Source organism: Magnetococcus marinus MC-1, assembly GCF_000014865.1.
In the GTDB taxonomy this organism is placed as follows: domain Bacteria; phylum Pseudomonadota; class Magnetococcia; order Magnetococcales; family Magnetococcaceae; genus Magnetococcus; species Magnetococcus marinus.
This window is the reverse complement of record NC_008576.1, coordinates 1,380,932-1,407,517: the sequence shown is the minus strand read 5'-3', so window position 1 is coordinate 1,407,517 and position 26,586 is coordinate 1,380,932. Positions and strand designations below refer to the sequence as shown.

Genomic DNA, 26,586 nt, shown 5'->3' with positions numbered 1-26,586 from the left:
CATGTCCATTCAAGCCGCACTGGCCCGAGTGGTCGATGGCCACGATCTCTCTCAACCAGAGGCCTACGAGGCGATGCTTAGCATCATGTCCGGCCGCTGTACCGATGCCCAGATTGGTGCCTTTATCACCGCCCTACGCATGAAGGGTGAATCCATCGCCGAAATCGCCGGTGCCGCCCAGGCCATGCGCGAAATGGCGCACAAGGTCAAAGCAAGCGGTGCGGTGGTAGATACCTGCGGCACCGGCGGGGATGCCTTGGGCACCTTCAATATCTCCACCACAGTAGCCTTTGTGGTGGCGGCCTGTGGCGTGACGGTGGCCAAGCATGGCAACCGTTCGATTACCTCTAAAAGCGGCTCGGCAGATGTATTAAAGGCCCTTGGCGTCAATATCGAAGCGGACACAGCCGTGGTGGAGACCTGCTTGCAACGCTGCGGAATGGGTTTTCTGTTTGCGGTTAAACATCATGGTGCCATGAAGCACGCCATCGGCCCCCGTAAAGAGTTGGCGATTCGCACCATCTTTAATCTACTCGGCCCCCTAACCAACCCAGCCAGCGCCCCCTATCAACTTATTGGGGTGTTTGATGGACGCTGGACCGAACCGATGGCACAGGTACTGGGCCGTTTGGGCTCGTCACGGGCGATGGTGGTGCATGGCAATGATGGCCTAGATGAGATTACCATCACCACCACAACCCAGGTTTCTGAATTAAAAAGCGATGGGCAGGTTACCAACTACACCCTAGACCCTCAAGATTTTGGCCTGCCCTTAGCCAATATCAGCGAGCTCAAGGGGGGAGAAGCCTCGGAAAATGCCGCCATTACCCGCGCCATTTTGAGTGGTACAGAGCAAGGGGCCAAGCGCCATGTGGTGGTGCTTAATGCGGCTGCTGCCCTCTATATCAGTGGCATGGCCCAAAGCATGACTACGGGCAAAGAGATGGCGGAACAAGCCCTTGATTCTGGACGAGCCCTCAAACGGTTGCAGATGTTGGTAGAAACTTCCAACGTCATACCCGAACCCACCTGACAAATCTTGTTCAGCAAGGCTGCCGCACACGGGTATGGAGCCCCCCCTTGTCAGGCCGACTACGCGCGGGTTTTATACATGCTCTGGCCTGAGCCAATGGGTGTGCCCGCGGTTGGCGGACCGCAAGGTTTTATTCCCGCCCCTTACACCGCCCATAGAGGCATGTTTTAAAAGGGTGTATGTTTGTCTGCTTGCACCCGCCATGCAAAAATGGCTTGCGAGATTGGCACCCCCTCCCCTTTAATGCACCCATACAGCTCATTGAATTTTGGCATAAATACTGATTTTGCAACATTTTCAAGAAAAGGGACTCTAATTCAGCGGAGATGACGCAGGGCTGTTGCCTTGGGTAATCGCTCGACCGAACCCCGCCCGATGAAGCGCGGCGACCAACCGAGTACCGAGGTTTACATGGATATTCTACTCATCAATCCCGATCACAAAAACCGCAAGAATAATACCCCTTGGGGGGTGCTTGCGCTGGGGAGCTACCTGCGCAAGGTAGAGGGGGTGGATGTTCATCTGTTTGATGCCAGTATTGAAGGTGCCGATGCCGCCTATCAAACTTTACCCGATCTTATGGCCCAGGCCAGGGTGATTGGCATTGGTGCATTTTCGTCGGACGCCCCCTTTATTAAAAGAGTGGCGGATATGGCCAAACAGCTTTTCCCGGATAAACCGCTTATCTTGGGTGGCCCCCATGCCAATCTCTATCCAGAACAGAGCGCCTGTTATAAAAATATTGACTATGTTGCCTATGGCGATGGCGAAGCCACCACAGCCGCATTGCTCAAAGCGGCGGCTGCGGGGAGCATTGACCCGGCCAAGATACCCGGCCTCTGCTACCAACAAGCGGATGGCACTGTGGTACGCACGCCGCCCCAGCCCATAGAGCCCTTTTTTGATATTGATTATGATCTATTGGACCCTCGGGTTCGCCACTATTTTGGCAAGTACATCCAGGTATTAGCAGGCCGTGGCTGTCCCTTTCGATGCACCTTTTGCTATGTGTCGCCCAGCGCTAAAAGTTGGCAAGGACGTTCCATTGAATCCCTTTTTGAGCAGTTAGATGCCCTCATTGCCCAGTATGATAGCAAGGTAGTCTATTTTCGCGATGAGCTTTTTTTTCATGATAAACAGAGAATTCGCGATTTTATTCGACTCTACCGCGAGCGCAATTATCACTTTAAATGGCGGGCGAGTTGCCGGGCATCGGATTTTGGCGACAATTTTATCACCCAGGAGATGGTGCAAGATTTGGCCGAGGTTGGCTGTAGCTGCTTGAAAATGGGCTTTGAATCGGGATCGGACACCATTTTAAAAGCCATCAAAAAAGGCATTAAGGTCAAAAACATTCAAACCGCTGTGACCATGCTGGCCAAGCAGCCAGAGATACAGATAAACTGCTCCTTTATTATGGGTTTTCCACAAGAAACCCCAGCAGACTATCGCGCGACCATGCAGTTGATTAACTGGATTCGCAAACAGGCTACAAATTTTTACATGGTTGGCCCCCAATACTACCGAGTTTATCCTGGTGGGGCGCTCTATGAAGAGGTAATTAGCCAATTTGATTACCAAATTCCTCCAACGCTGGATGCTTGGAGCGAACGTTATCTTGATCCGGGCAATAAGGATGCCTTTACAGATCAGTCGGTCGATTATCCCTGGGTACCGGTGGAGATGCGACCCTTGGCTCAACAGGCCTCTTTTTTGGTGGCGCTCGCCTGCATGGAGCAGCAAATTGGCTACATGTCACGCTATAAAAAGAGGTTGCTGGCACCCTTTGTGGCGTTGGCCCGGCTGCGGCTTAATATGGGTTGGTATGGATACCTGGTTGATCTAAAAATGGCACGTGGTGTGGTCGATTTTTCCATTTGGGCGTGGGCAGACCGCTCCCCTCTTCTGAATGGATTAAAAAAACGGGCTTGGTTTAATGCGCTGCGCCAAACCCCACTCTACCGAAAATTTAGCGCCCTGTTTACTTAGTATATGGGAGCTAGGTTTGAGCAGACCCGCGCTGCTTTATGAATAATCCTCCCGGTAGCCCGGGATGCGAAGAAGAGCTTGTGGATTAGAATGAACCTAAGCCCGCTCAAGCTCGGCGAAGGGGTCGACCTCAGCACAATTAAGCCATAGGGGCACTGGAGCATAGGGTAAGAATAGCTGCACACCCAACTTATTGGTGATGTTGAGAAAAAAACCATGGTGAACCAAGTAGATTTTATGCTATGGCAAAGGGTATAAATGGGCCGATGGCTGTGATGCCACCAAAATTTGACAGCCCGCCAGAGCACACCAGCTCTTTTACACCAATGGAAGCAAACGTAGAGTATGCCGTTGTAATCTTGTGATCTAAACACTAAAAAATGCACGATGGAGTGATCAATGAATCTGACTGAAATGAAGAAAACTGTCGCCGATGCAACGGGCCTAAGCCAGGCCGACGCAGACAAAGCCATCAAAGCCAGCTTTGCGGCCATTCAAGATGCCCTAGCAGGTGGTGCCACGGTACAGTTGCCAGGTTTTGGCACATTTTCTGTGGGTGAGCGTGCCGCACGTACCGGTCGCAACCCGCAAACCGGTGCAGAGATCCAAATTGCCGCCTCTAAATCCGTTAAATTTAAAGCGGGCAAAAACCTAAAAGACGCTTTAAACGATTGATTATATACTGTTAAAAGCGTCAGGACCACAACCCGGACGCTTTTTTTCCCTGCACGGGTGCAGCAGCTCTATCAACCCTAAAAGAGATCCGACGTCTTACCCGCCCGACACTCCCCCCTTATCGACGATTGTTTGGGCTATGGCACGTAGGCAATTCAGCGCATCTACCGTGACGATGGTTCCCTTGAGAGTCAACATCTCCAATAATTTAGGAATTGCTGTGATCTCATTAGATTTGGTTTCTACAACTATCTGGGCTAATACAAGCCCCTGCTCATGACCCCACGCACTGACCATGTGCAAAGGCGATTAATTACTTTATTTATTATATAACCGTCGCAAGGTTTTACCATCAACAGCTATCACACCATGGCAGGCTTCAGAAAATTGTGCCATAAATGTTAGAAAACAAGAGTGAAATTGTTCCGGATCAAGCAGGCGAAAAATACGGCTGAATGTATCATGACTTGGAATACCATTTTTAATTGCAGAAAAAAGCGTAAGAACAACTCTTTGGCCATCCCAAACTCAACCATATCTACGGCTGTTTGTCCTACACACAAAGTTACGCAAAGCGCAATAACTAGGATTTCTAGCAAGTTATGACGGCTTGCATTGCCTGTTCTCGGATCTTCTAAATCTTTGAAAAACGAGGCGAACTCTTCCATGAGCTTTCTCCTCAGATGAGAAGATCCCCATCATCAGAGTGCGCCCTGCCCAGCCTTTTAAGCAAGTGACGAGATCACGACTTCAGAAATTCAAATGCGATTTCCCTGTGGGAACCCTTGGGCTCTATTGACAATTTGCAAAAACTTTGGTTAAATTCGGTATTATCGGTGTTTCTTTCTGTTTTTCCTATTTACAACCGGTTGGGGAGTTCTGTATGTCGCAAAAATGCTCAGGTAAATTTTTGTTTGCAGCCGCCCTTCTTGGGATGACGGTGAGTGTCAGCGCCCATGCCAAAAGCACGCTGTCGTCAACCACCACGACCAAGATCATCAATGGCAACTCCATGAATGTGTACACGATCACCAGTGATGGCATTCCCTATTACGGGTCGGGTTACAGTGCCGGCTTCCCCTCCGATGGCACCTATCTGCACACACCGGCAGGCGTATCCTATACTTGGTACGTTCCGTCGCAACCCGTCCTGGCAGGAACGGTCGCTTCTCCCACCTACACCGCTTTGGGGTTGTCAGACAGTCTTGGTTTTGCCCTCGACGGGATCCCCTTCGATCCCCTGACCAGCAACTGCGAGGGCTCCAAGTCCGCCTCCAACACCTGTTCGTTCCGGTTGGAAGGTCGCCTCCAGACCGATCCCAGCAATCCCAGCAGCCCCTACGCCATGAAGCGCTTGGGCTTTGATACGCACAACGGTCATTCCCAATCCAATGGTGCCTATCATTATCACTCGATCACGTGTGGTATTTCGGTGGGTGGAAACGCCTTGATCACCTGCGACCCCATGAAGAAAAACAACCCTTGGACAGGTCTGAGCAGTACGGCTACAGTAGTAGGGTACGCTCGGGATGGGTATCCCGTTGTCGTGCAGAGCGGGGTTTATGCAAACTATTCGGTGATTTCCTCCAGCGATGCCAGCGCCAGTCGACCCGCCTCCAGTCCTTCCGATAGCACCAATGCCTACGGCAACTGGTCTCAGGATATGAGTACTCTGGGTAATGGCAGCACCTTTACCCAGTCGGATCTGCCAGCCAACAAGGTTCTGGCAGACTTCAAGTATACCGGTCCGAGTACGCTGGGAACCTCCTCTTCGAATCTGGGGTTGTGCAATGAGGCACCCAACACTGATGCGTCTATCAAAACGTTGAATAACCAGACGGCAAGCTATGTCTACTACCTCACTCCCAACTTCCCCATGATACCCAGATGCCTGGTCGGCGTCACCGATGGACCGACGGGCACCACTCAGGGGTTTTATCATTTTGGTAGCCTTGACTGATGCTGGGTTAGCAAACGCTTAAGAGGACGGGGGAGCCGTTGTTGACATGGTCTACGACCATCCTCCATGGAGAAGCGGGGCAGACGGTCTCTGGTCGGTCGAAAGTCGTGTTGTTCGTACCGCACCAAGGGGGTGTCTGCCCCGGTTTTCGGTGCCTTGGCTTCCTTGGCAGAGGGCGTAGACGCGCTTCGGTTCGGCTTTCGTAAGGTTCACATTGAGGTGTTAGAAAGGGGCATGCGTGTTGGCATATTGAAGCTTGCCTGTACCGTGCTGGTGTTTGTCACAGCCGGATGTGTTACGCATCTACATCGGGACGGCACGGTAGCCGCAGCCAAAGCCAATACTGTTTCCCCAGCGGTAGGGACGTTTCCAAGGTAGAAGTCATCCGCCATATCCAGATCAAATATGGCTACCCTCACTGTAAGTCTGGCGTAATAACGGCCCCAGCCCCTTGTCGTCCGAGTTCTAAATGACTGGCCACGGCAGCAATGTTGGTACATGTCATCGTCAGCAAGTATGCCGATGGCCTGCCTCTCTATCGACCAAGCTCAATCCTGACCCAAGCAGGTATCGATCTCCCACGTAACACTCTGGTTCAGTGGATGATTCTAGCAAGAGGTGAGATTCAGCGGCTCATCAACTTGATGTGGGACCATCTTTTAGCCTACCTTCCTTTGGCTCGTGAAGTGCAACTGGATGAGAAATGGCGCTTTGTGTGTTAAAAAGCAAGTACACTGTGAGCATAACGAAGAGGATCAGGGGGAGAATGGGGACCACCCGGCGATAGACCCGGAACACCGTCTGCTGCTGAGTTTTCGTTCTGGGAAGCGCACGACACAGAGATGCCAGGAGGTCGTGGATGAGGTCAAACAGAGAACAAAAGGACGCACGGACATTCTGATCACCTCTGAATTCTCATCCCCCTTATGAAACGGCCAACGCAGGGCACCACCGGATTTTTGGGGAAATTTTCCCCGCTCAGGCATAAAGGTAGAATCCATGTTCAAGTATCACCCGCTGCTGGTTTGTGCCCTGCTGAGCCTGTTATTTATGGGGGAACGAGCAGCCCATGCCGCTGACGCCGAGCCCATGCTTACCCAGGCTCGGCAGGCACTCGCAGATGGCCACGCACAGCAGGCACGCATCCTGTTAGAGCCACTGATGGTGCAACAAGCGGGGAATCCTGATTATGACTATCTGTTGGGGCTGGTCTATCAAAAATTGGGCTTAAACAGCGAGGCACAGTTTGCGCTGGAGCGGGTGATCATGGTGGATGCCAATCACCACGGGGCACGCTTGGCTCTGGCGGAGATCTATCAACAGATCGGTGAGTCGGCGTTAGCTCGGGCACAAATTCAGCCCATCCCCCTGGAGCAACTCTCCATTAAAGATCAGCAGCGGGCGGTAAGCTTGATGCAACAGCCTAAACCCTCTCAGAAAATATTTGAGCTAAGCGGATACCTCTCGGCCACGGTTGGTTTGGACAGCAACGTCTCCACAGGGCCAGATGCGACCGACCTCTATTTACCGGCGCTTGGAACCTCTTACACGCTAGGGAATGCTGCTGATTTCCATGATTGGAGCCAGATTTATTCGGCTGGTCTGCAAGGAAGTTGGAAATTAAACGAACAGACTTGGCTGATGGCTCGGGGACAGGTGGCCAAGCAGAATAATCAGCGCCGTGATGATCTAGATAGCGCCTATACCAATGCTCAACTGGGCATCCTCTATAAACAGGGGGATAACCGGTATGCTGGTATGTTGCTCAACCAATTTTATTGGGTGGCCGAAGATCTGTACCGCTATTATTGGGGTGGCCAGCTCAATTGGGAACGAACCCTCGGTAGCAGCGATAAGCTAAACAGCTATGTGCAGTATCTAAACTATACCCTGCCCAATAATGTGGATGAAGAGACCGCCCAAGCCCTAGTGGGTTTGACCTACAGTCACCGTTTCGGTAAAGGCGAGCGGGTTTCCAGTCTGTATGGCGATTTTAATATTGGCAAGGCGTGGTCTTTTGAGGATCAATATGACGATCAAAGTCACCGTATTTTAGGGGCTAGCCTGGGTGGAGAAGTGCCCATAGGTAAGGCCAGCCAACTCTCTGGGCTGTTCAGCATCGAACGCAGTGATTATGATGCGGTGGAGACCATCTATTATCAACGCCGGGAAGATCAATTAGCGACCTTGCAAGTGTGGTTTGAACACCCCCTTGGTCACGGTTTTTCCCTACTACCACTCTTTAGCTACAGCAGCAATCGCTCTAACCTACCGCTTTATACCTATGCACGTTATCAGGGCAACTTTTCGATCCAATGGAGTTTTTAATGAAACCGCAAGTTAAGACTTTTGGATTGAATGTTATGGTGCTGTTGGCTCTGCTGTTGGTGTGGCAACCACCGCTATGGGCAGAACCCCAATCAGCGGCGACAGCCTTGTTGGTTACGGGAGAGGTGCAGGTAAGTCAAACCGATCAGCCCATGCAGCCTTTGAAAAAAGGGGACACCATCTATAGCGGGCAGACCTTGGTCACGGCTAAAGATGGTTATGTGCAACTGCGTTTTCGCGATGGCATGTTACTGTCACTCTATCGCAACAGCCGCTTTGCCATAGATGACTATCACTTTAGCGGACAAGAAAACCCCACTGATCGGGCGAACTTTAGCTTGCTGGGAGGGGCTATCCATACGTTAACAGGTAGCATTGGGAAAAAGGTCAAAAAAAACTATCGCGTCAATACAGCTATGGCCATGCTGGGGGTCCGGGGTACCGACTATATGGCCAGCGTTGGTACCGAGTTGCATGTGTCCGTGCGTGAGGGTGCGGTGGATGTAAGCAATGCGGCGGGTACGCTGCTGGTTCATGCTGGCAGCAACGCCCTCGTGAAAAATTTCAGTACCATGCCCCGCATGACCCCGATGAAACTGAACCTAAACCAGGGACACAACACCATGCAGCGCAGAGGGGATTCTAACCAACAAGGCGCACAAGATGATCATGGCGAGCCAGAGCACGCAGGCCAACCCGGGAGCGCCGGGGCAAACGACAGCACTGCCGGGGCCAATAGCGGTGGCCCGGGCAACGATGGTCCCGGCGGTAGCGGTCCTGGCGCCGAGCCCCCCCCTAAGCTATCGGGGATGATGGGGGCAGGCTCACTTGGCGGTATGAACCTTGGTGGTATGGCCGCTGGCGGTATGGGCGGCGCAGGCGCACCACCACCTCCCCAAGGCATGGGTTTAGACCCCCTGCATAAGATACTACCACCGCCACCGCCACCGCCACCGCCACCCCCTTAACATGCCTATGACCGCGCATTAACTGGCATGATGGTTATTTGACCCAAGCTTGGAGTCCACCATGAAACGTATCAGGGCCATCTTTTTGCAGCCCAAATTTTGGATCTCCTTTCTGTTATTAATGGTATTGATTATTATACAGATTGTTGATCCACCGCTCCGTCAGCGGCTGCGGTTGATGAGCTTTGATCAATTGCAGCAGCTCTCTCCCCGCGTATACCCAGAGCATCTTCCGCTGCGGGTGATCGCCATTGATGATGCCAGTTTGCAAAGCATCGGGCAGTGGCCCTGGCCCCGCACCCGCATTGCGGAGATTGTCGCTCAACTCAATGCCATGGGTGCCCAGGCGATTGCCTTTGACATGCTGTTTGCTGAACCCGACCGTACCTCACCAAAACAGATGATGCAAAACTGGCCTGGACAATCTGCGCTGCAAACGGCCCTTGCAAAGCTACCAGATCATGATGAGATCTTTGCCCAACAGATCGCCCAGAGCTCCGTTGTTACAGGCTTTGTCACCGCTAGCCCAGCTACGCTAGCCAAAGACGTCAGCGGTCAACCTCAGCCCAAAGGGGGGTTGTTTGTCTTTGGTGGCGATATACGCACCATGCTGCCCGACTACCAGGCTGCTACGGTCAATTTACCCCTGCTGGAACAGGCCGCTGAGGGTAATGCGGTTTTGGAATTGCCGGCGGATACCGATGGTATTTTGCGCCATCTACCCCTCTTTTATCGTATAGGAAGCGCCACCTTCCCCACTTTGGGGTTGGAGTCGATTCGCCTATTTTTAGGGCTTAATCAGCTTGCCGTTACCGCCAGTGCGCAGGATGACGCGCTGGGGCCCGCAGGCTTGCGCCGTTTAAAACTGGCCTCAATTGAGCGTCCCATCACAGCGGCGGGTGAGGTGTTTTTGCACTATCGCCCCTTAAATCCATCGCGCTACATCTCTGCCGCTGAGTTGCTCAAGGGAAAGGTCGAACCCGCGCTGATTGCCAACCATTTGGTCTTCATTGCGGCAACCTCCAAAGGGTTAGGAGATACCATTTTCACCCCACTCAAGGAGCTGGTGCCTGGGGTTGAAGTGCATGTGCAGTTGACCGAACAGTTGATCGAAGGCAACTATCTACAACAGCCCCCCTTGCTCGATGATAAAATCGTGACTGGATTTATTCTATTTTGGCTGCTGCTCTATACCCTATTGGCTCGCTTCCGGCCAGTGTGGGCCATTCTTTTTGTGGTGGCCGCCATGGTGGGTTTTGCAAGCTACTGCTGGCACCTGTTTAGCCAGCAACAGATCTTTATTGATCCTCTTTATCCCATTTTATGCATGCTGTTACTGTTTGTCTCCACATTGATCCCGCAATACCTCCAGCTTGCCAAGGATGAACGTTGGGTTAAAGATGCTTTTGTGCGTTATGTCTCGCCCAACCGGGTTAAATATTTGGTCGAGAATAAAGATAGCTTAAAACTGGGTGGCGAAGAGCGCGAGTGCTCCTTTGTTATGACCGATCTAGAAGGCTTTACCAGCCTGATGGAGCAGTATAAGCCCCCCACATTGGTCGCGATGCTGAACGGCTACCTGGATGGCATGGTCTCTATTGCCTTTCAACACGAAGGCACCCTAGACCGTATTGTGGGGGATGCCGTGGCGGTCCTGTTTTCTACCCCGCTACCCCAAGCCGATCATGCGGCACGGGCCATTGCCTGCGCCCGAGATATGGACATCTTTGCTCAACAGTTCCGCCAGCAACAGCAAGCCCAGGGCATTCCCCTGGGCTGCACCCGTATTGGTGTTCATACGGGGCGGGTCATTGTGGGGAATTTTGGAGGATCCAAACTGCTTGACTACCGCGCTTTGGGGGATCCCATCAATACCGCTGCACGCTTGGAGAGTGTTAATAAACATCTGGGTACACGGGTCTGCATCAGCGTGGCGTCGGTCATGCAAGATGCGACCTTTATAGGCCGCCCGGTAGGAGCACTGATTCTAAAAGGCAAGTCACAGCCCTTAGAGGTCTTTGAACCCCTTAGCCAAGAGTCTTATGACTCACCGCAGATGCAGGCCTATCTCGCAGCCTATCAGCAATTACAGCAGGGGGAAAGCCAAGCAGCTAAAACATTTGATGATTTGCTTACCCGTTACCCCACGGACCCGCTGATCCAATGGCATGTTAAGCGGTTGCAGCAGGGGCAGTCGGGGGTAGAGATGACCATGTCGCAAAAATAACAACAGGGCCGCATGCCAATGTGATTAAAGCTAAGCCCTTAGGCTGCCGATCCATCGTCAAGAGCGCTCAACACTAAGAGTGCCTTTACCCAAAGCGTTGCATGCCACCGAGTTAGCCTTGGTTCTGGGCGCCCCACGGTTTTCCCCAGAGCGTTTGGGTTTCGCCACCCTCTTAGGGGGAGAGATCCCCGCATGCCCGGCCCTTGAACTTTAGGCTCTCTGGCAACCACAACATCTACGCACCATACCTGGAAAGATTATTCTGCGAAATGGGGGACAATGCTGCATATTCAGGCTATCGTATTCCTTAAAATATGGCCCGCCAGATGCTACGGGAAAAAACGATCAAGGGTGCTGGCCTTTTTAAAGAACAAGGCTGCTCAGTTTGTCGCTTGTTTCGCACAAGGGAAGATCGTGCCCCATGGGTAGGCGGCGCTAAAGCAGTCTCACCATTTCGTGGTGGGAAAACCATAAAAAAGATACAAAAATCCTGTATATTCCTAAACGTACACTATATTAGGAAAACCTAATGTTTGTAAAGCAATGGTCGAAAAACTTGGTGGTCGGATTTTTTATCGGCTTGCTTAACATCACCTACGGCATCTCTCTAGCAGCCCTCATTTTTCCCAATCAGTTGGAGCAATTCATGCCCACTGCCATTGGGATGGTACTGGTTGCCTTTTTAGTTGGCGGTATTGTTGTCGCCTTGGGCAGTGCGTTAAAGGGGGTGATCGCTGCGCCACAAAGTAATACTGCGGCGATTCTACCCCTCATGACCGGTGCCATCGCGGCAACCCTCTACAGCCGTGGCTTGGATGAGCAGGTTCTGCCAACCGTGATAGCGGCCATTTTAATCACCACCCTGTTAAGCGGTCTCTCGTTGCTGATTATGGGCCATTATGGGCTGGGCAAAGTTATTCGTAACATCCCCCACCCTGTCATGGGCGGCTTTATGGCCAGCACCGGCTGGCTGTTACTCCAGGGCGGTTTTGTGGTGATGACCGGCCACCCTTTAAGCTTCACCTTTTTGCCGAACATGCTGGCCCCAGAGATCTTGACTTTATGGGCACCGGGTCTCGCCTTTGCCCTACTACTCCTTTTGTCTGAACTCTACAGCCGCCACTTTTTGGTCATACCCGCCTTGATGGTGTCGTTGATTGCCCTTGTCCATGGCGTACTCTACTTTGCTGATATCTCCATGACCGAGGCCATGACGATTGGATGGCTACTGGAAGTGCGGGAACCTGATATCCTTTGGCCACCGGTTTCGTTGCACGATTTTTCTTTGGTAAACTGGGGCCTGCTTACCACTGAGATATACCCCATTTTAACCATCTTGGTTATCGGCAGCATCTCCCTGCTTTTTAACGTTTCCAGTTTGGAGTTGGTGGCTCCCAAAGCGGAGCTTGACCTCAACCGCGAACTTAAAGCGGCCAGTTTTGCCAGTTTGGCTGGCTTTGCCGTAGGCGGCTTAGCCTCGGCCCATCAGCCACCCTATACCTTTCTGGCTTGGCGGTTGGGGGCGGCCTCCAAATGGACCGGCGTCATTGCCGCGTTGACCTGCGGTATGGTCTTTTTTGTGGATGCGCGCAACCTATCCTACCTGCCCATCGCCCTGCTTGGCGGCATGCCGGTATATATTGGCATTATTCTGTTGCGTGAGTGGCTGTGGCGCTCTTGGGGCAGGCTACCGATTAGTGACTATCTGCTGGTACTGGTTATTACGGTTGCTGTGGCCTTTGCGGGCTTTTTAGCTGGCGTTGCGGTCGGGCTGGTGATGGCTATTTTTCTCTTTGTTATCAACTATAGCCATGTGGACGTGGTCAAATATGAAATATCCGGCAAGCACTACTGTAGCAACGTGGAGCGGGGGAAAGCGCGTCGCGATTTTTTGCGCCAACATGGTCATGCGATCCATATTTTAACCCTCAACGGCTTTCTCTTTTTTGGCTCCTCACAAAAATTACTTGATAGGATCAATGCCCATGTTGAGGTCCATAATAACCAAACTCAATTTTTGATTCTGGATTTTGCCCATGTCAATCACATTGATACCTCGGGGGCGCTGGGGCTAAAAAATTTCATTTCCCAAGCTAAAGCCACAGGGATAACAATGATATATACAGGGTTAAACGACAATCATGTCTCACTTTTTATAAAAATGGGGCTTGTCGATAAGAATTTTAATGAAGAAAACGGTCGTTTTAATGCCCTTGACCAAGGTGTCGCATGGTGTGAAGAACAACTCTTAAAAGAGTATGACGGCTCCACATATGAGCCCACCGACTGGACAGCGCTGCTAACGCGGATTATGGGCTCCACCGAGATGGCCACACGCATTTTACCCTATTTAAAAGAACTCTCCTTAAAGTCGGGGGATATCCTATTTGAGCAGGGAGAAGTGACAGACGGGCTCTATATCATTGAGTCAGGCAAAATCGCGATCTATTTTTCTCATCCCGACGGGTGGACAAAACAGGTACGGATTTTGGAGCAGGGAACGTTGGTCGGAGAGATGGGATTGTATCACACCCTGCCACGTTCTGCTGCGGCCATCGTTGAGGAGAGCGGCATCGTACACCATTTTTCTCACGCAAACTACCAACGCCTACTCAAGGAAGATCCCCTTGTCGCCGCGCACCTGAGCGCCGCCATATCTCGTTTGCTCACGGAACGCATCCTGTTTGATGAGGCGCGTTACCGGGTGATGTTCTCATAGTTTTAGCGGGGTTAACAGAGCGCTTAAAGCGGGCGAGATAAGCCGGGGTCGCTTCTCTAATCCGCTTTTATGGCAAGAAGAATCTGTTATGAACATCATACGCATCAGCGCTCTCGCCACGCCTTTGTTCGCCATCGTCTAACCGCATGAATGGGTTTTTGTGGACACTTTTGTCTATCTTTCTGTTCCATCCGGTTATAAACCACGCGCTTAAAACCTCTGGTTGAAAGATATTTATGCTCTCTAAACGAACGGTGGATGTTTTTTACAATAAAAATGTCGTACCGTGCACCTTAGGCTCACCGTTTGATGCTGTTAGGATAGATTGAAAGGTGTTAGGCTGGCATGGAACTGAACCGAACCCGGACAAACAGGCAGATGGAGCCCTCTCTACGAGGTAAACAACCTATAAACAGGAAGTGCAAGACGATGTCTTTTCAAATCATATACGAGAAGCTCTCAGGAATTGAACTCTTTAAATTACTGCCCGAATCCGCAAGAATGCAAATTGCAGAATTTTGTGAAATTATTCGAGTGGAACCAGGACAACGATTAATTGAGCAGCACACTGAAACGGATGATCAAAACCGTGACCTTTTAATCGTGCTAAAAGGATCGACGGACGTTGACGCCATGTTATCCAACCATCAAGATGCGCGAAATCTTGATCTGCACCCCATTAACACCGACCTCTACGGCGAAATCAGTTGGTTGTTAAACATCCCACGAACCGCACGTGTCACCTGTACGGAGTTGAGTTTGGTGCTTAAAATTCGTGGGGCAGAGCTGCACACATGGTGTAGCCAAAACCCAGAGGGCGGCATCATTTTGATGCGCGGCATTGCAAAGATCTTAGCCAAGCGTGTGGATAACTTGACCAGACAGATGTCCAACAAAGAAGTGTGGGATTTTAGAAAATAGCCTTGGCCCCTCCTCTATAAAAATAAGATGCCCCCTTTAATCAGACCCTAGCCACTCATTGGCTTTGGAGTGCCATCGCTAGAGCAGCCTATGGCGTGGGTGGTCGTCAGAATCGGCGCCTAAGGGGGAGATTATGCAAGGGCAATCCTCTATCGCCATTAAGATGAATGGATGACCAATCGCACCGATTCCAATCCACCCAAGGGCAAATAAAACCACCTATTCTGTGGTGGTCCAGGCTGGCAATCCACGCGGCTCTTCCAAAAACTCGGATCGCGGCTTAGATCGTTGGGCACGCGCCCTTTGCATCCCCGTTAAGCCAACAAAGGCACGTGGCTGACTGAACGATCTCCCGATTTTTCATGCGCCCGTTTCAGCTTTGTCGCAGCCCCCCTGTCACACCCTTTAGCGTTTGCTCCTGCCCACAGGCGTCGGCTGTAACATCTCCAAAGCTTGATCCAACACTTTGTAATTTTCTTTTAACTTTTCAAAGGTATTTGGGTAGTAGTTATTAATATTTGAGAAAATTTCGGCTGTTTTCTCATCAACGACATGGAACTGCCCTGACTCCAAAACCGGCAACGCCAGCATCATACCCCGGCGAAAGCGCTCTAGTGTGAGTTGGCTTTCTCCACCGTTGATATCCTGAATATGTTTAACGGCCACGGTGCGCCGCAGGTTCTCAAACTCTTTTTCTGAACTGATGACGATGGTACGCTTCCAACCGCCCTTGTCATCAAAGGCTTTTTCGCCAAAGCCATACCGTTGGCGTAACAGCGTTGGCGGTTCAGACACAATTTTGCTATGCACAAATCCCTGAAGAGTGTCCCCTGCTGGTTTTTCAAAGGTTATCTGCAAACTTTTCGCCTGACCATTCGCTTGGTTCCCTTGGTTCGCTTGTTTAAATAGCTCATAAAGCTTGTCTAGGCCATTATCACCATCTGGAGTATGGCGGACAGCAATCAGACTTTTCAATTCGATATTTTTATCAATTTCCCTTTTACGGACAACCTCATAGATCATACGACTGATGATGGGCGCCCCACCAGGAATTTGCTGGTTTAAAAAGGTTGAGAATGGCTCCACTTGTGCCAAACGTGGATGTTCGGCCACGGCACGAGCCGCCTTTTTCTGGTATTTTTTCAGCTCTGCATTTTCTTTAATGAATCTTAAATCAAAGATATCCTCTGAACGCAGACGGTAGTTATCACGGAACAGCGTTCTATCCAGGCTATCAAAAAACTCGCTATCTTTTGGCACATTGGTAGCAACGATAGACTCGTCATCATCATGGAGAATATGTGGGGTCAAAACGATAATCACCTCGCGCTTGGTATATTGGCGCAACGTTGAGCCAACCAAAGCTCCAAGAATTGGAATATCTGCAAGCAGATCACCCACCACCGGTATGCGGTTACTGGTCATCTCTCGGTCGGTCGAAACTAAGCCACCGATAATGAACGGCATGCGATCAGGAATGCGGGCAAAGGTTTGCACCCTGCGGCTTGATGAACCAGGTTTGGTACCTAGAAGTGTGCCGGAGTTGTTGTAGACATCCCCATCATTAGCGGTCACCAAACTCTCCACGGTAACATCAATTTCTAAATTCACCTCATGACCACTCGCCGTCACCCTTGGTCGTAGGTTTAAGGTAATGCCCGGACGCACGGCTTCAAAACTGTAGGATGAAAGAATGGTGTTCCCGACCGCATCTGTGGAGTTTTGCAGCACGGGATATTGCACAACATCCACCACCTGGATGGTGGCTTGACGGTTACTAATGGTGAGAATGCTGGGGCGGGAAAGAATTTGTGCCTCACCTTTACTGACCAGCGCATTAATCTTAATCAGCGCGTTATTGACCGCCGCATTGGTACCGTCACGGGTAAAGGAAAACACATTGCCCCCACCAGCCGAAACGGCAACGGGCGAGAGAACACCTAAAGAAAGAGAGTTAACACCACCCCGCGTTATGCTGGAAAGGCTCGCACCTAACTCTTTGAGCCCCTCATCGCTCACCTCAAGAACCATGCCCTCAACGTAGACCTGTGGGGCTGGATGGTCGATGCTATCCTTAATAATTTTCTGTAAACGATCCACCTCGTGGCGTTGGTCTGGATGATAAAAGACCAAGACACGATCTAGATCACCGGCATTGGGTTGATCAAGATGGTGTAGCGCGGAGCTGCGGTCGCCGTTTAGCGTGGTATTAGAGCCACTACCGTAATCATCCTGGGTAAAGGAGGTGCGAGACTCATCCAGTGTTTTCGGCGAGACGAGGACTGGCAACTTTTTGCAGTCAAACGTGCCGGCAACGACGGATGAACCATCGTTAGCATCATTTTGGTTGATAACCGTATAACCCAACACGCGCAAGGTGCTTAAAACTTGAGATACATCATTGTAACTGATGGTCAAGGGCTCCATATGCAGATTGCGCAAAAGGAACGGGCCTACGTCACAGGAACCAGGGTATCGTTGGGGCGAAGAGAGGTTGGAATGGTCACTGTCGTAGCCCGACAGCCGCTCCTTTAACCTTTCTTTTAGTCTCTCTTTTAGTTGCGCTTTGTCTATATTGTTCATTTCCTTGGTAAAATAATCTTCGGAACGATTTGTATTTACAGTTTTTATCGCATCTTTACTATAAGTAGATGGGCTACATCCCGTTACAAACAACACAACCATGAGAGTCATCGAAACAAATGTGCCCCACGCCATCCTATTTAACGGCATGGTATTGTTTTCATTTATTTCAACCTTATCTGGCGCTTGAGCCTCGTTTAGCCATGGCTTGGAGCGGGATGGCTTATTCATACTCTTGTACCCCTGCTGGAAAATCATTGCAGACATCATAAACCTTCGGTTGTAAAAATGTTCGGACTCAGCAAGATACCTGGCTGTACGCCTGAGATTGACCGCGCTCAGTTGCGATCTACACGTGTGCTTTGATCTTTTTTAAGGGAGATTTAAAAAAACTTATAAATAAAACTTTCGGGTTATTATAACCACCTAGGGATTATTTCGGCATGCAAAAACAGTTAGCCGTGTGGAGCAAAATTCAACATAGAACCGTTCCCCTACCCTACCGCGATGAGCAACACATACCACGCAGGGTGCCCTACTGGGCACTCAAGGAGTATCTACTCTTGCATTGGCAATGGACGGGCGCATTTATAACTTTCATCGCATTTGATCTGTTCTTTGAAGCGCCACAACCCGATCAAGCGGGTCGGCATCGTTTAACCTAATGCGCTAGGAGCCTCATCAAGCTCTTTTTCACGCACCTAGCGGTATAACCATAACACAATCGACCGAAAAAAATACGAATCCCGACTCTACTTGAAAACGTCTTCCAACGTCTCCGCATCAAAAATTTGCTCGCCCCAGGTATCAAGTTCGTCAATGGTCGCATTCGCTACTTTTGACTCAGCCCATGAAGGCATGTCTCCAAAACGACGATGAAGCAAACGCAAAAGAAGTGAAGACTCCCCCTCTTGACGCCCTTTCTGAAGCCCTTTCTGAAGCCCTTTCTGAAGCCCTTTCTGAAGCCCTTTCTGAAGCCCTTTCTGAAGCCCTTTCTGTATACCCTGGGCTTCCCACTCTTTGGTCCACTCCAGCACGGTCTCGGCAAGCATGGCATCTACCTCCTGCAAATCGTTTAACTCCGGGATCACCTGACCTAACGCTTTCCTGGGCAACAACACCCTGCCCAGCATGACGGTGAAGGCTCGCCTCAAACTCAACTGACCGGGTGCTTTCAACCAATCGATCAGACTACTCAAAACAGCGCGGATATCCGTTGGTGACTGGCTCTTCTCCAATCGGAATAAGGCCGCCGCCAGATTCTGCATCTCCAACAGCTTCGCATCCTCATAGCGAACTTCATCTATCAGCAGATAACGCATATGCGGGCGAAAACGCTCAAGCCCTCCAGGAACCGGGCGAATAAGATCGGCCACATCTGTCGCCGCTGACCAGATTGGCTTCCCATTGTAAAGCACCATGGGCAGCACCGGGGGCAACATCTCGCCCTGCTTCACCTGTCCGGATTTTACCAAATCCTGATACAATAGCATCACGTAGGCGTTCATGCGGACCGCCATCATCCAGTCCACCGTCGATTGGAACTCAATCAGCACAAAAATGTAGAGCCACGCTTCGCCCCAGCGCACCCGCCAGATGACATCATCCTCACGATCCCGCAGGTCATCGGTAATATAGCTGCCACTCACCTTCTCAAGGCTGGTAAAATCGAGATGCTCGACCCACGCCTCCTGGACAAACCCCAACAGCAGATCACGCACCATCTCTGCGTGGCTGAAGAGCTGCTTGTAGCTGCTATCGTGATCGCCCAACGGAATAATCCCTTACTCTTCACTAAGACAAGCAATGCTTCGCATCGTAGCCAATTTCATTCATCGCGTCACTGAATGGCTCACTTCCAGGATTACCCTGCAACAGGAGATGGAGATCACGGCGAAAACGTCCTGGTAGGCCTAAGAGCCCTCGCAAACTCCGTGATCTGATCAAAAAAATAAGCCAGGAGAAGCCTTTGTGGGGAACATGCATACCACGGCAAAATGCTCAAGTGGGCATGCTCATTCAGCCAATTCCGTGTGGCCTACCCCTGGGATAGCACGCCACGCTCCCTGCTACACGATCAAGGCCCAACATGGAGAGAGGGGAACATCATCGCGTTTCCAGTGCTTAGAGGCGGTCTGCACCACCGGTACAAACGGATCGCAGCCTGCCCTCTATCCGTTGTCCCGTTCCTAGATTTCCAAAGATTACGCTTCGGCGCTGAACCAATGGCCTGTGCTCGAAGTCGGGGATTCTGCGCTTTAAGCATCAGCCGAAGTCACTACGCACCCCGATTCTCCCGGAATTCTGCCTGATCGTCCAGCGAAATCGGCCTCGCAGGGATCGCAAACGAGGCCCATTGGCGGCTGGATGAAATAAACGACAGGTACGCTCTATGAACCTTTGAAGATTGCGACCTTTGCCCATACGGAACTACTCTTTGAGTTTGCCCTTGAACCGCTTCACACGCCCACGGGCTACCTTCAGCCTTGGGGTCTTGTGAAAGGTCATGCTGTACCCTAAAAACGTCCGCTTCCACGGGCGGTCCACCGCGCTCTTCTCCTGGTTCACCTGGAGCTTGAGTTCCTCCTCAAGGTATCGGCTCACGGTGGCAAGCACCCGTTCCCCCGCCTGCTTCGACCCAACATAGATGTTGCAGTCATCCGCATAACGGCAAAACATGCCCGTCACCCTCAAGTTTCTTGTCCAGATCATCCAACAGTATGTTGGACAGCAGGGGCGATAGCGGGCCACCCTGTGGTGTACCTTGAGTGCGTTGGGATACAACGCCCCCTGCCATCATCCCGGACTCCAGGTATCTCCGTATCAACTTCAATATCCGTTCGTCCCCGATCTTTCGCGCTATCCGCGACATCAGAATGTCGTGGTTGACACGATCAAAGAATTTCTCCAAATCCATATCCATATCCACCGTCCAGCGCTTGCCAGAGGCTACATGATTCCGCGCTTGACGCACCGTATCATGGGCATTGCGGCCTGCCCTGAAACCGTAGCTGGATTCTGAAAAATCCTTATCAAATATCGGCTGCATCACCTGATTCAACGCCTGCTGGATGAGTCGATCCACTACCGTTGGAATGCCCAATAGGCGCACCCCTTTACCACCGGGCTTCGGTATCTCTACCTTGCGCACCGGCTGCGGCTGGTATTAGCCGTCCAGCAGATCCTCTTTGATCTGTGGCCACTCCGTCTTCAGATACCCCGATAGCTCTGCCAGCGTCATGTTGTCCACGCCCGCTGAACCTCGGTTACTCTTCACACGTTGCAGCGCACGCTTCATGTTCTCCCTCTCGACCACTGCTTCCAACAAACAACCGTACTCCTGGCTCGGTTCTGCCCTCGTCGCCGTGGGGTTTGGCGCACCATCCGGGTACACAGTCGGATTCCGTCTGCTGCTCTCCCCGGTGGCTCCGCACATCTCGGTGCGGCCATCTGCACCTGCTTCCTCCATCGAGACTTAGACGCCTCACCACCTTCAACATGTTCGGGCCTTCAGGGTGGTCGATACCCCTACTATGCCCTCGGCTGACTTCTGCACACCCATCCCAGCACCTCTCGATGCCGGTAGCACATGGCTGGTCTACAGATCTCCCCGGGTAATGCACACGCACCTTCACGCTTATATCCGCCGCATATACGTCCATGCTCTCCGTACAGGTTTCGGACTTTAGAGATAGTCGCCTCCTCATCCAGCATGACCGCCTCGTATGCGATTCCTGTTCGTCGGATCAGCGCTTTGCCTTCGGTTTCCTTCAGATTTTACCTCACGGTAAACACCCTTGCCGTTCGGCTAACCATTCCCCCTGTCGGGCCGGTAGAGGCGTTGCACCTCCAAGTTCGTGTGCCCTGCCGGGCACACAACGAAAACAGCCCCGCCCAAGGGGCGGGGCTGAAAAAACTTGGCCCAAACTTACTTCTCGCGGTAGTTGTCGTGACACCCTTTACAGGTTTCACCCAACCCTTTCATGGCCGCCCCCATGCTCCCTTTATCCCCACTTTTAACGGCGTCAACCAGATCCAGTGCTCGCTCTTCCATAATCTGCATGCCCTTTTTATAGCTTGCCCAATCGTCCCAAATTTTGGGACTGGCGGTCGTCTTTACAGAGGCACCCTTCACATTCTCGGCAAAGGTCGCGAGCGAGATGGAAGCGGCAAAGGCCAAGCTTTGGGCCTGTTTCAGGGTCACTTTAGGGCCTGCATCGCACGCACCCTTAAGGGTACAGCCCATAAAGCCCATGTTCGCCCCAATGATACCCATGACCCCTTTACGTTGCTGGATCACCGCATCCACATCCGCCGCTTGGGCCATACCCGCGCTCAGCATGCCTGACACCAACATGGCCACACCCAAAAGCTTAAACTGTTTCATTGATTCGTCTCCTGTTCATATCCCTTGCTTCAGACCAACAATTTTGGCCACCAGCTATCGTGGACACCCAGTTTACCCTCCAGGTTCCCTTAATCCTCAGATTTAGCTGTGCGGGAATAGCGGGCGGGCTCCTATCACCCCCGCTCCAGGGGCCAGTTGCGTCGCTTCCATGCCTGCACGCCACCACGCACCAGGATAACCTTGTCCAACCCAGCCTGCCGCATCTGTTGCACCGCTTTGGTCGATCGTTTGTCGGTATGACAGACCACGGCCAAGGTGTGGCCACTGGCGCGGAGCTCTGGCAAACGCGCCGTCAATTCCGGCAGGGGGATATTAAGTGAGCCAGGGATATGGCCAAACTCGCCGTGAAAATCCTTGGCATCGCGCACATCCAGCAGGGTCATGGCCTGAGCGGTTGTCTGTTGGCGGTAAAGCTCATCGATGGACCAGCGCGGCCCCTGAGCCGCTTTCCAGCGTAGCAGCAGCCCAGGAAGAAGAGCTACCGCCACCAACAACCCCAGGACCAGCAGCCCTTTTTTGATGAGATCCTCACCACCCACCGCCGCTTCTCGGCCCAGATAGCCCAGCCAGGTGTAGGCGGCCGCGCCGGGCAGCATGGCGATCCAGGTGGTGAGCAGATAGGGCAGTAGTGGAATGCGGGTTAGCCCCAGGGCATAATTGAGCACATTGAAAGGAAACAGGGGGACCAGCCGAACTAGGGCGACAAACCGCCACCCTTCCGCCGCCACACCATCCAGGATTGCAGCCAACCGTGATCCGGCCCGGTTGCGCACCCACTCCGCGCCCAAGTGACGCGCTATCAAAAAAGCGAGCACCGCGCCGAGGGTGGCCCCGGTCAGATTGACCAAGGTACCCAATATTGGGCCAAACAGCGCTCCACCTACCAGGGTGAGCAGTGATCCAGGCAGAAACGCCACCGTGGCCACGGCGTAAAGGACGATAAAAGCCAACCAGGCCAAGGGACCAAGGCTGTCGATGCCCTGCATGAGCTGCGGCAGATCGAGGGAATGCCCCTGCCAAACACCGATCCCCACCAAAGCGAGCACCCCCATCAAGCCGATAAACTTCAAACGGAAATGTGGTGTTTCCATCGTCACCACCGCCGATTGATGGCGTACTCACCGATGTGGCGGGCAAAAGGCAGCTTCAACATACCCATCAAGCCGTTGACCTGCTGCGGATCGCGGAAATGATCCAAACCCAACGCCATCTCTATGTGCCCTTCTGGTGGTTGGGCGCAATAGGTGCCAAACAGACGGTCCCACCAGGGCAGATTGAAGCCAAAGTTGGAATTGGTTAAGGGTGCGTGGACCGAATGATGAACCCGGTGCATGTCGGGAGTAACCACGATCCAGCGCAGGAGCCGGTCGATTGTCACAGGGATGCGGATGTTACCGTGGTTGAACATGGCTGTGGCGTTGAGCAACACCTCGAAGATCAGCACCGCTACGGCCGGGGGACCGAGCACCATCACCACCGCCAGCTTGATCAACATGGAGAGGATAATTTCGAGGGGATGAAAACGAGCACCGGTGGTGACGTCATCATCCAGATCGGCGTGATGCATGCGGTGCAACCGCCACAGCACGGGTACGGCATGCACCATGACATGTTGCAGATAAATGGCGAAATCCAGCGCCGCTACAGCGATGATGGTGGCCAACCACGCCGGGGTCTCGAACATGTTAAACAGGCCCCAACCCTTCTCCTCTCCGACCATAGCCAGCCCTACGGCGGCCATAGGAAAGAGCAGGCGCAACAGCAGGGTATTTAAGACCACAATGCCCAAGTTAGCACCCCAGCGTCTAACCTTGGGAACCGTCAACGTGCGCCGTGGGGCCAATAACTCCCACAGTGCAACCAGGACGAATACCCCCAAGAAAAACCCAAGACGGATAAACGTCTCATGCTCCAGCAAAATAGTTTCCAAGGCAGTCTCCTTTAAGATTTATATTCAATTATTCTATTGATTATATGAAATCAGAGGCAGCGTCAACCGCCTTTTCCATATAAGAACATCAGATAAGAAAAAAAAACTTTCTTTACAGTCATATAGCGTTGTTTAGCGTGTCGTTTTGAACAGCGCGTGATGGTGGCGGCGCTAAATTCACAGCGTAAAACCTTATAATAATTGATTTTTTAATTTTTATTTTATTATAGTATAATATTTAGAATTTTTTTAGGGATATATGCAGATTTTATTTATACATACGCCAAACACAACACAAATTTGCCACACCTTCTTCTGGCTTAGCATCGAGCAGCCGATATGATATTTTATTCTATCGTTCTATTGATCTTTTGACTTTTCGGGAGTTTTCACCATGACCATCCTAATCCTCTTCAATCAAGAGCCTTATAATGGATCCGACCTCACCTGGAATGGCTTACGTTTGGCCGCCAGCCTGCTGGATGCAGAGCAAGAGGTACGCATTTTTATCATGAATGACGCTGTGGATATGGCTCGGGATGCCTGCAAACCTGCCGAAGGTTACGATCAGGACGTTGTCGCTCTACTCAAAAAGTTGATTGCCAGAGGCGTAGCGGTTAAAGTGTGCGGGACCTGTATGACGCGCTGTGGCATTCACAAAAATCAACCCTATTTTGATGGCGCGGAGCAGTCAACTATGGCGGCTCTGGCCCAGTGGGTTGTCAGCAGCGACCGGGTCATCACCTTCTAAAGGATTTCCCATGGCGACAGGCAAACCGTTCAAAACACAGATTTTTGACCAACTGGCCCGCCTCGGAAAGGCGCTGGCCAGCGGTCACCGCCTGGAGTTATTGGAGTTCCTGGCCCAGGGCGAGCGCTCCGTGGAAGCCTTGTCCCAGGTCTCTCATCTGTCGATGGCCAACACATCCCAGCACCTTCAGATCCTGCGCCAAGCGGGCCTAGTGGAGACCCGCCGCGAGGGACAGCGTATCCATTACCGGTTGGCCGACGGGCGTGTTGTGGCACTGCTTGCGCTGATGCGGGAGTTGGCCGAAGATCATCTGGCCGATATAGAAAAACTGATTACCCTCTACCTGAGCAGCCGCGACACCATGCATCCCATCCCCGCCCGTGAATTGTTGGAACGGGCTCGGGAGGGTTCGGTCACGGTGCTGGATGTGCGCCCCGAGGAGGAGTATGCCGCAGGACACCTGCCTGGAGCGGTCAACATCCCTTTAAAGGATCTGGAGGCCAACCTAGCCCTCCTGCCCGCCGGTCAGGAGGTGGTGGCCTACTGCCGGGGACCGTGGTGCGTGTTGGCCTTCGATGCCGTGGCTCGGCTTCGTGCCCGGGGCATCAAGGCACGTCGGTTGCAGGATGGCCTGCCAGAGTGGCGGCTGGCCGGCTTGCCGGTGGAGGGAGGCAGCAGGGCTGAAACAAACCCTTAACAAAAGCGGTCACGACGTTTTTTATCACCCAGGAGATTGCCGAAACGGCGCGCTGGCACGGCCTCCACAATGGCGGGGAGAGTCACAGAATTTGGCTCGATCCAAACCCCTACCCCATCCATCCACAAAAATTTGCCGCTTAATCGGCTTGGCCCCCTCTCACGCCACCCCGGCGGCCTCGGCCACCCTTGTCTCATGACGCGGCACCTGGGTTGCCAGCAGCAAAGAGAGCGCGGCCATGGCCGCGCCTATCCAGAACACCATACTAGGGCTCTCCATCCACACCACCCCCAGCAGGGCGGGTAACACCACCGCCGCGATATGGTTGATGGTAAAGGAGATCCCTGCCGTTGGTGCAATATCCGCTGGATCGGCAATTTTTTGAAAATAGCTCTTCAACGCCAACGCCATGGAGAAAAACAGATGGTCCAGCACATAGAGCCCTGCGGCCACCCAATGGCTCTGTACCATGGCATAGGCGGCAAACACCCCAATCAGACCGGCATACTCCAATACAAGCATGGTACGTTCACCGTAGCGGCTTACCCAACGTCCCACCCATGGTGCCAACCAAAGGGTGATGATGCAGTTAACTAAGAACAGCAAGGTGAGTTGGTCCGCACCATAGTGAAAGCGCTCCACCATCAAAAATCCGGCAAACACCACAAAGATTTGCCGCCTTGCCCCTGACATAAAAGTAAGCAGGTAATAAAGCAGGTAGCGTTTGCGCACAATCAGTTTACGGTGTTGTTGAACCCGTTCTGGAAACTGCGGAAACAGCCACCAACCCACTAGGGCCAACGCCATGGTCAACCCACCCCCCAACATATAGGCAGGGGGATAGTCCCAATGCAGCAGAGTAAGCACCACATAGAGCCCGGCAAAGGCCACCAAAGCCCCAAAAGCACGCACCGCCGCCAGCCGCCCCAGTAAAATGGGGGTGCGCTCGCGGTCGATCCATTGCAAGGTTAAGGATTGGCGCATGGTTTCAAAATAGTGAAACCCCATCGACATGACAATGGTGGTAAAATAGAGCCCTTCTGGGGAGTGAAACCAAGGGGTCATGGCGGTTCCCAGCCCGGTCATAGCCAACATCAGCAAGGCCACCCGCTGCTCACGAAAAACCAGCAACAGAAAAATTGCGGTGAAAGAGAACAGCCCTGGCACCTCACGCAAGCTCTGGAGCAGACCAATCTCTACCCCGTCAAAGCCCGCCTGCTCCACCACATAGTTATTAAGCAGCGCCCGCCATGTGCTAAAGGCCAAGGGCAACGCCGCCGAAAACAGCAGTAGCAGCATCTCTGGCGAACGCCACCCACCCCAACTCTGGGCCCAGCGATTGAGTTGTTTTACCATCGACGGTTCACCTTCATAAAAAAACCCCCTTCCATCGTCAA

22 protein-coding genes and 1 pseudogene are annotated in these 26,586 nt (G+C 52.2%); 12 read left to right on the top strand and 11 right to left on the bottom strand.

Features of this window, described 5'->3' with window-relative positions; translation table 11 throughout:
• Position 1: 1 nt before the first annotated feature.
• From trpD to MMC1_RS05725, 3 genes are all read left to right on the top strand, one after another.
• Positions 2-1,033 (top strand): anthranilate phosphoribosyltransferase, encoded by a 1,032-nt coding sequence (trpD, locus tag MMC1_RS05735; protein ID WP_011712792.1) that lies wholly within the window; start codon positions 2-4, stop codon positions 1,031-1,033.
• A 411-nt stretch (positions 1,034-1,444) separates the two neighbouring features.
• A complete protein-coding gene (locus MMC1_RS05730) occupies positions 1,445-3,022 on the top strand; it encodes a B12-binding domain-containing radical SAM protein (protein WP_011712791.1) in 1,578 nt (525 codons plus the stop codon).
• A 399-nt stretch (positions 3,023-3,421) separates the two neighbouring features.
• Entirely contained in the window at positions 3,422-3,697 is a 276-nt protein-coding gene (locus tag MMC1_RS05725; protein WP_011712790.1) for an HU family DNA-binding protein, read from the top strand.
• 96 nt (positions 3,698-3,793) lie between these two features.
• Here MMC1_RS05725 and MMC1_RS22510 read toward each other — a convergent pair whose 3' ends face one another.
• On the bottom strand, positions 3,794-3,994 hold the full coding sequence (locus MMC1_RS22510) for an ISAs1 family transposase (RefSeq protein ID WP_049757622.1): 201 nt from the start codon (positions 3,992-3,994) through the stop codon (positions 3,794-3,796).
• Positions 3,995-4,015: 21 nt separating this feature from the next.
• Positions 4,016-4,365: pseudogene (locus MMC1_RS22505) on the bottom strand (ISAs1 family transposase).
• A gap of 215 nt (positions 4,366-4,580) precedes the next feature.
• Here MMC1_RS22505 and MMC1_RS05715 point away from each other — a divergent pair.
• The 7 genes from MMC1_RS05715 (at position 4,581) to MMC1_RS05685 (ending at position 14,820) form a co-directional block, all read left to right on the top strand.
• On the top strand, positions 4,581-5,657 hold the full coding sequence (locus MMC1_RS05715; RefSeq protein WP_011712789.1) for a YHYH protein: 1,077 nt from the start codon (positions 4,581-4,583) through the stop codon (positions 5,655-5,657).
• Between the two features lie 488 nt (positions 5,658-6,145).
• Entirely contained in the window at positions 6,146-6,379 is a 234-nt protein-coding gene (locus MMC1_RS22125; protein WP_081436215.1) for an IS66 family transposase, read from the top strand.
• Positions 6,380-6,656: 277 nt separating this feature from the next.
• The gene (locus MMC1_RS05705; protein ID WP_011712788.1) at positions 6,657-7,985 is read left to right on the top strand and encodes a surface lipoprotein assembly modifier; all 1,329 of its coding nucleotides are present in this window, start codon (positions 6,657-6,659) and stop codon (positions 7,983-7,985) included.
• The gene (locus MMC1_RS05700; protein WP_011712787.1) at positions 7,985-8,953 is read left to right on the top strand and encodes a FecR family protein; all 969 of its coding nucleotides are present in this window, start codon (positions 7,985-7,987) and stop codon (positions 8,951-8,953) included. The genes MMC1_RS05705 and MMC1_RS05700 overlap by 1 nt, the downstream gene beginning before the upstream one ends.
• 61 nt (positions 8,954-9,014) lie before the next feature.
• Complete coding sequence (locus MMC1_RS05695; RefSeq protein ID WP_011712786.1) at positions 9,015-11,180, top strand: CHASE2 domain-containing protein; 2,166 nt, start codon at positions 9,015-9,017, stop codon at positions 11,178-11,180.
• 529 nt (positions 11,181-11,709) lie between these two features.
• On the top strand, positions 11,710-13,899 hold the full coding sequence (locus MMC1_RS05690) for a SulP family inorganic anion transporter (RefSeq protein WP_011712785.1): 2,190 nt from the start codon (positions 11,710-11,712) through the stop codon (positions 13,897-13,899).
• A 429-nt stretch (positions 13,900-14,328) separates the two neighbouring features.
• Positions 14,329-14,820, top strand: coding sequence for a Crp/Fnr family transcriptional regulator (locus tag MMC1_RS05685; protein WP_143711370.1), 492 nt, complete (start codon positions 14,329-14,331; stop codon positions 14,818-14,820).
• 405 nt (positions 14,821-15,225) lie between these two features.
• Here the strand turns inward: MMC1_RS05685 and MMC1_RS05680 are convergent, their stop codons facing one another.
• The 8 genes from MMC1_RS05680 to MMC1_RS05650 all read right to left on the bottom strand — a co-directional run bounded on the left by MMC1_RS05680 (position 15,226) and on the right by MMC1_RS05650 (position 23,741).
• Positions 15,226-17,634, bottom strand: a complete 2,409-nt coding sequence (locus MMC1_RS05680) for a type II secretion system protein GspD (protein WP_011712783.1) — start codon at positions 17,632-17,634, stop codon at positions 15,226-15,228.
• A gap of 521 nt (positions 17,635-18,155) precedes the next feature.
• Positions 18,156-19,175, bottom strand: coding sequence for an Rpn family recombination-promoting nuclease/putative transposase (locus MMC1_RS05670; RefSeq protein ID WP_011712782.1), 1,020 nt, complete (start codon positions 19,173-19,175; stop codon positions 18,156-18,158).
• A gap of 658 nt (positions 19,176-19,833) precedes the next feature.
• On the bottom strand, positions 19,834-20,082 hold the full coding sequence (locus MMC1_RS22345) for a reverse transcriptase domain-containing protein (RefSeq protein ID WP_049757620.1): 249 nt from the start codon (positions 20,080-20,082) through the stop codon (positions 19,834-19,836).
• The gene (locus MMC1_RS21070; RefSeq protein WP_049757619.1) at positions 20,060-20,554 is read right to left on the bottom strand and encodes a reverse transcriptase domain-containing protein; all 495 of its coding nucleotides are present in this window, start codon (positions 20,552-20,554) and stop codon (positions 20,060-20,062) included. Before MMC1_RS21070 ends, MMC1_RS22345 begins: the two co-directional genes overlap by 23 nt.
• A gap of 15 nt (positions 20,555-20,569) precedes the next feature.
• On the bottom strand, positions 20,570-20,701 hold the full coding sequence (locus MMC1_RS22340; RefSeq protein ID WP_265101294.1) for a hypothetical protein: 132 nt from the start codon (positions 20,699-20,701) through the stop codon (positions 20,570-20,572).
• A gap of 630 nt (positions 20,702-21,331) precedes the next feature.
• On the bottom strand, positions 21,332-21,790 hold the full coding sequence (locus MMC1_RS05660) for a c-type cytochrome (RefSeq protein WP_011712781.1): 459 nt from the start codon (positions 21,788-21,790) through the stop codon (positions 21,332-21,334).
• Between the two features lie 134 nt (positions 21,791-21,924).
• Positions 21,925-22,902 carry a VTT domain-containing protein gene (locus MMC1_RS05655; protein ID WP_011712780.1) on the bottom strand — a complete coding sequence of 326 codons (978 nt, stop codon included), beginning with the start codon at positions 22,900-22,902 and terminating at the stop codon, positions 21,925-21,927.
• 2 nt (positions 22,903-22,904) lie between these two features.
• Positions 22,905-23,741: a sterol desaturase family protein gene (locus MMC1_RS05650; protein ID WP_011712779.1), complete on the bottom strand. Its 837-nt coding sequence runs from the start codon at positions 23,739-23,741 to the stop codon at positions 22,905-22,907.
• A gap of 394 nt (positions 23,742-24,135) precedes the next feature.
• On the opposite strand from MMC1_RS05650, the gene MMC1_RS05645 reads away from it, so the two are divergent.
• Both MMC1_RS05645 and MMC1_RS05640 read left to right on the top strand, forming a co-directional pair.
• Positions 24,136-24,492: a DsrE/DsrF/TusD sulfur relay family protein gene (locus tag MMC1_RS05645; protein WP_011712778.1), complete on the top strand. Its 357-nt coding sequence runs from the start codon at positions 24,136-24,138 to the stop codon at positions 24,490-24,492.
• A 10-nt stretch (positions 24,493-24,502) separates the two neighbouring features.
• Complete coding sequence (locus MMC1_RS05640; RefSeq protein WP_011712777.1) at positions 24,503-25,189, top strand: ArsR/SmtB family transcription factor; 687 nt, start codon at positions 24,503-24,505, stop codon at positions 25,187-25,189.
• A gap of 159 nt (positions 25,190-25,348) precedes the next feature.
• Here MMC1_RS05640 and MMC1_RS05635 read toward each other — a convergent pair whose 3' ends face one another.
• Positions 25,349-26,545 (bottom strand): MFS transporter, encoded by a 1,197-nt coding sequence (locus MMC1_RS05635; protein WP_011712776.1) that lies wholly within the window; start codon positions 26,543-26,545, stop codon positions 25,349-25,351.
• Between the last annotated feature and the right edge of the window lie 41 nt (positions 26,546-26,586).